Below are 591 nucleotides of genomic sequence, written 5' to 3' on the forward strand. Positions count from 1 at the left end.
TAAGAACTTATAAAAAACATACCTATGAAAATTAATCCTATGAAAACCATACTAATTTTTCCATTTTCTAATATTTTATTTTTCCATATAAAAATTGGAATTATTAAAATCAATGCACTAGTGTTATATAAAATTTTATATTTAAGTGGTTCTTCTTCTAAACCATACTTTTCTGATCTATAAAGCTTCAGGTATGTTAATACAATTGAAATAAAAAAAGCACCAATCAATATGTATACAAAATATTTGCTAACTAATGGTTTGTCTAAAACCAAGTCACAAAATAACGCCATTATTGCTATTACTAGTGAAAGTTTTTTGATAGTCTCTAAATACACAGCATAAATAGGTGTATTCATTATATAATCTTTGCATATAGTATCACAAAACTCCTTAGGATTAACTATATATTTCTCTAAGCTAGTATTTTTATTGCTTAAATTTATATACAAGTTATAAACCTTTTGACTTATATCTCTTTTATGACTTTCAAGCATATTTAAATTTCTTATATACTTTACCATACCAGTGTAAATAATAAAATTTTCATCTTTAAAACTTTTCTTACTATCCCCCATAAATTCACCCCAC

At 24.0% G+C, this 591-nt stretch carries 1 protein-coding gene; it reads right to left on the reverse strand.

The annotated features are described in order from the left end of the window. The coding region (locus VN21_RS03700) for a hypothetical protein (protein ID WP_046822103.1) at positions 1-578 on the reverse strand (578 nt) is incomplete at its 3' end. Positions 579-591: the final 13 nt, after the last annotated feature.

Origin of the sequence: Paraclostridium benzoelyticum, from assembly GCF_001006285.1 — a bacterium.
Taxonomy (GTDB): Bacteria; Bacillota; Clostridia; order Peptostreptococcales; family Peptostreptococcaceae; genus Paraclostridium; species Paraclostridium benzoelyticum.